A 4,681-nucleotide genomic window follows, 5' to 3' on the forward strand; every position below is an offset into this window, starting at 1 on the left:
TCTTATCTCTTATCTCTATTGTAAGTAATAATCCTATTTAATTTAATTGATTTATAATAAGTCATCTCTGAATTATTAACTTCTATTATTTAATTAGCAATTAAAAAGAGGCTGTTTACACAGCCCCCTTAAAATTAATTCTTTGCTTGTATCATATCTTTAACTTTCATAAGTCTAGTTAAAGCTCCTCTTTCATTTTCATCAAGCTTCATTCTAATATACTTGATAGTTTCTTGAAGAGAAGGAATAGTCATATATTCAAGAGCATTAACTCTTCTTCTAGTCTTTTCTATTTCATCTGCCATAAGCTGAGTTGACTTTTCAACTTCTGCAAGTTCTAATAACTTTGGAAGTATAGTATATAGCTTAGAAATAGAATCATCTAGTTCTGATGATGTGCTTGCAAATCCATATGGGAATATGCTCCCTTCATCACCTTCTAGCTGTCTATGAAAGTCCATTTTAGGAACATTAACACTCATTATATTCTTAGTTCCTACTTCAACAGAAATACTTTCTTTCGGATAAGCTACTGCCTCTTCTAGAAATTCTGAGCTCATAACAGCTCTAGCCATAACAAAGTCCTTAAGTGCTCCTTGAAGCTCTGCTTCTACAGATTTTCTTAATTCATTATTATATTTGACAAGATTAACGAATTGCCTCATAAGCTCATCTTGCTTATCCTTTAAAAGTTTATGTCCCCTTGTAGCTGTAGCTAATCTCTTTTTTAGCTTAGACATCTCCATTCTAGTAGGATTGACATTTAATCTTGCCATGGCTATTCTTCATCTCCCTTTGGCATATACTTTTCAAGATATTCATCTCTGATTCTCTTAAGTTCAGTCTTTGGAAGTATCTTTAAAAGTTTCCATCCTAATTCTAATGTTTCTTCTATACTTCTATTTGCTGTAAATCCTTGAGAAACATATTGTTCTTCAAAGGCTTCAGCAAATTTAGCATATTGCTTATCTATATCTGATAATGCTGATTCTCCTAATATTGCAGATAATTCTTTAGCTTGCTTTCCTTGTGCGTAAGCTGAGAATAATTGGTTCATAGTATCAGCATGGTCTTCTCTAGTCTTATTCTTTCCTATACCCTTATCTTTAAGTCTTGATAATGAAGGAAGAACATCTATTGGAGGCATAATACCTTTCTTATATAACTCTCTTGAAAGGATAATTTGACCTTCTGTAATATATCCAGTTAAGTCTGGAATTGGATGTGTCTTATCTTCTTCAGGCATAGTCAATATAGGAATTTGAGTAATTGATCCTTCTTTACCTCTAAGTCTTCCAGCTCTTTCATATAAAGTTGAAAGGTTAGTATATAGGTAACCTGGATATCCCCTTCTACCTGGAACTTCTTTTCTAGCTGCAGAAACTTCTCTTAAAGCTTCTGCATAGTTAGTTATATCAGTCATAATAACTAGTACGTGCATTCCCTTTTCATAAGCTAAGAATTCAGCTGTAGTAAGAGCCATTCTAGGTGTAGCTATTCTTTCGATAGCTGGGTCTGATGCAAGGTTCATAAATAATACTGAATTATCTATAGCACCAGTCTTATTAAATTCATCTACGAAGAATTGAGATTCTTCAAATGTAATACCTATAGCAGCAAATACAACTGCGAAGTTAGAATCTGAGTTTAAAACTTTCGCTTGTCTTGCAATTTGTGCTGCTAATTGTGCATGAGGAAGTCCTGATGCTGAGAAAACAGGTAGCTTTTGTCCTCTAACTAAAGTATTAAGTCCATCTATTGCAGATATTCCTGTTTGAATAAATTCTGATGGATAATCTCTAGATACTGGATTTATAGCTTCTCCATTTATATCTAATCTCTTTTCAGGTATAATATTTGGACCATTATCTATTGGGTGTCCCATACCATCAAAGATTCTACCTAGCATATCTTCAGAAACCCCTAGTTCAAGAGGTCTTCCTAAGAATCTTGCCTTAGTTTCTTTTAAGTTAATTCCTGATGATCCTTCAAAAAGTTGAACCATAGCTCTAGTTCCGTTTATTTCAAGAACTTGACCTCTTCTGATTTCACCAGTTTGAAGTTCAACTTCAACTAACTCATCATATTTAACGCCTTCAACACCTTCAACTACCATTAAAGGCCCTACAACTTCTGTAACTGTCTTATATTCTTTAAGCATTTAGAACCCCTCCTTTTTCGTTGATTAATGTATCAATAGCCGATTTTAATTCTGCTTCAATTTCATTCATTCTGCTTAGATTTTCTTCAGGAATATACTTACTTCTAGCAATCTTATCTCTAATTTCACTTAAAGCTAAGATTTCATTTAAATATACTCCAGCCTTTAATGCTCTTTCTGCTTCCTTCTTAAATAGAAGTATTAACTTTAACATCTTATATTGTTTATCTAATGATGCATATGTATCAACTTCATGGAAAGCATTTTGTTGAAGATAATCTTCTCTAATTGACTTAGATACCTCTAACTTTAATCTATCATTTTCTGATAAAGCATCGATACCAACAAGACTCACTATTTCTTGTAATCCTGATTCTTCTTGAAGTAAAGTCATAGCTTCTTGTCTTAATGAAGACCAATCAGAAGATACTTCATTATTCATCCACTCATCAATTGTATCTGCATATAATGAATATGAATTTAACCAGTTAATTGATGGGAAGTGTCTCTTATAAGCAAGTTGAGCATCAAGTCCCCAGAATACCTTAACTATTCTAAGTGTTGCTTGAGTAACTGGCTCAGAAAGGTCTCCTCCTGGAGGTGAAACTGCTCCTATAGCCGTAACAGCTCCTTCTCTACCATCTTTACCTAGACAAACAACTTTACCAGCTCTTTCATAGTAGTCAGCAAGTCTTGATCCAAGGTAAGCTGGATATCCTTCATCTCCTGGCATTTCTTCAAGTCTACCAGACATTTCTCTTAAAGCTTCTGCCCATCTTGAAGTTGAGTCAGCCATTATCGAAACTGAATATCCCATATCTCTAAAGTATTCAGCTATAGTTATACCTGTATATATACAAGCTTCTCTAGCTGCAACTGGCATGTTTGAAGTATTAGCAATAAGTACTGTTCTCTTCATTAAGCTTTGGCCAGTCTTAGGGTCTTTTAGTTCTGGAAACTCATTTAGAACGTCTGTCATTTCGTTACCACGTTCTCCACAACCAACATAAACAACTATTTCAGTATCTCCCCACTTAGCAATTTGGTGTTGAACTACTGTTTTACCAGCTCCGAATGGTCCTGGTACTGCAGCTGCTCCACCTTTAGCAACTGGGAAGAATGTATCTACAACTCTTTGACCTGTAGTCATTGGAGCATCTGGTTTTAACTTTCTTGCATATGGTCTACCTTTTCTTGCTGGCCATTTTTGCATTAATGTTAATTCCTTATCACCTTTTTCAGTTTCTACTATACATACAGTATCAACTATAGTGAAATCTCCTGCTTTTATTTCTTTTATTGTTCCTTTAACTCCATAAGGTACCATTATCTTATGAAGAACAACTGTAGTTTCTTGAACTGTTCCAATTACATCTCCAGCTTCAACTACATCTCCTACTTTAGCAGTAGGAACAAAGTTCCAAATTCTTTCTCTATCTAATGACTTTACAGCTACACCCTTAGTTAAAAACTGTGAGTTTGCAGCCTTTGCAAAAGCATCTAGAGGTCTTTGGATACCATCGAACATAGACTCAATAAGTCCTGGTCCTAATTCTATACTTAATGGCTCACCAGTAGTAACTACTGGGTCCCCAGGTCCAATTCCTGTAGTTTCCTCATAAACTTGGATAGATGCCTTATCGCCTCTCATTTCAATGATTTCTCCGATAAGACCTTTTTCTCCAACCTTAACCATGTCGAATATATTTGCATTTTCCATTCCCTCAGCAACTACTAAGGGACCTGCAACTTTAATTATCTTTCCGGTCTTCAACGTACTAACCTACCTTCCTATAAAATATTAACGCCTACAGCTTTTTCCACACTATCACTAATTCTCTTAAGTCCTATATTTAATGAACCTTGATTACTTGGAATTAATATTACAGCAGGAAGTACCTCTTCATTGTAACGTGCTATAGTTTCTTCTATTGTTTGCGCTATTTGTTCAGTTACAAAGATTACTGCGTAATTGCTTCTTGCACAGCTATCTACTGCTTTTCTAGCTTCATCAGCATCTACTACTGGGAATACATCTATTCCTAGAGCCTTGAAAGCTAAAACTGAATCCTTATCTCCAACAACACCTATTTTCTTATGCATATATATCACGCAACCTTTCTCTTATTACTTCCTCAGCAATATTATTAAGCTTGCCAACCATTATAATTCTTATTACTTTTATTTCAGTTTCTTTAGCATATATATATGATAAAATCTTCTCTGGTCCAAAAGTAACTAACTTAGAATCTTTCATTAATTCCATAATGTAATTATCACTTAACTTTTCTAAAAGACTTGCAGATTCTGTTGCTATATATCCTTCAAACCCTTCTTTAATTAAGTCTGAATAAATAGTACTTTGAAGTTTAGCCATTATATTTTCTGGTGATTCATTTAATAAAGCAACTAGTTTACTGCTATCTATTGCCCCACCATTAACTATAACTTCCTCAGCAAAGTCTCTTCCTTTGTTTTGCTTTTTAATTCTAAGTAATGTTCTTATATTAGTAGAATCTA

5 protein-coding genes are annotated in these 4,681 nt (G+C 34.2%); all 5 read right to left on the minus strand.

Features of this window, described 5'->3' with window-relative positions:
• Positions 1–134: 134 nt before the first annotated feature.
• Positions 135–776, minus strand: coding sequence for a V-type ATP synthase subunit D (locus tag E6248_RS13435; RefSeq protein ID WP_136006199.1), 642 nt, complete (start codon positions 774–776; stop codon positions 135–137).
• A 2-nt stretch (positions 777–778) separates the two neighbouring features.
• Positions 779–2,161: a V-type ATP synthase subunit B gene (locus E6248_RS13440; protein WP_136006197.1), complete on the minus strand. Its 1,383-nt coding sequence runs from the start codon at positions 2,159–2,161 to the stop codon at positions 779–781.
• Positions 2,154–3,935 carry a V-type ATP synthase subunit A gene (locus E6248_RS13445; protein WP_316341300.1) on the minus strand — a complete coding sequence of 594 codons (1,782 nt, stop codon included), beginning with the start codon at positions 3,933–3,935 and terminating at the stop codon, positions 2,154–2,156. Before E6248_RS13445 ends, E6248_RS13440 begins: the two co-directional genes overlap by 8 nt.
• A gap of 17 nt (positions 3,936–3,952) precedes the next feature.
• Positions 3,953–4,264, minus strand: coding sequence for a V-type ATP synthase subunit F (locus tag E6248_RS13450; protein WP_316341301.1), 312 nt, complete (start codon positions 4,262–4,264; stop codon positions 3,953–3,955).
• On the minus strand, positions 4,257–4,681 hold a 425-nt coding region (locus E6248_RS13455), incomplete at its 5' end, for a V-type ATPase subunit (RefSeq protein WP_316341302.1). The genes E6248_RS13450 and E6248_RS13455, both read right to left, overlap by 8 nt.

It is taken from the genome of Clostridium sp., assembly GCF_032552055.1.
GTDB lineage: Bacteria > Bacillota > Clostridia > Clostridiales > Clostridiaceae > Clostridium.

Coding starts and splice junctions, on each gene's coding strand:
- E6248_RS13435 (WP_136006199.1), bottom strand. CDS start 776: ATGGCAAGATTAAATGTCAATCCTACTAGAATGGAGATGTCTAAGCTA.
- E6248_RS13440 (WP_136006197.1), bottom strand. CDS start 2,161: ATGCTTAAAGAATATAAGACAGTTACAGAAGTTGTAGGGCCTTTAATG.
- E6248_RS13450 (WP_316341301.1), bottom strand. CDS start 4,264: ATGCATAAGAAAATAGGTGTTGTTGGAGATAAGGATTCAGTTTTAGCT.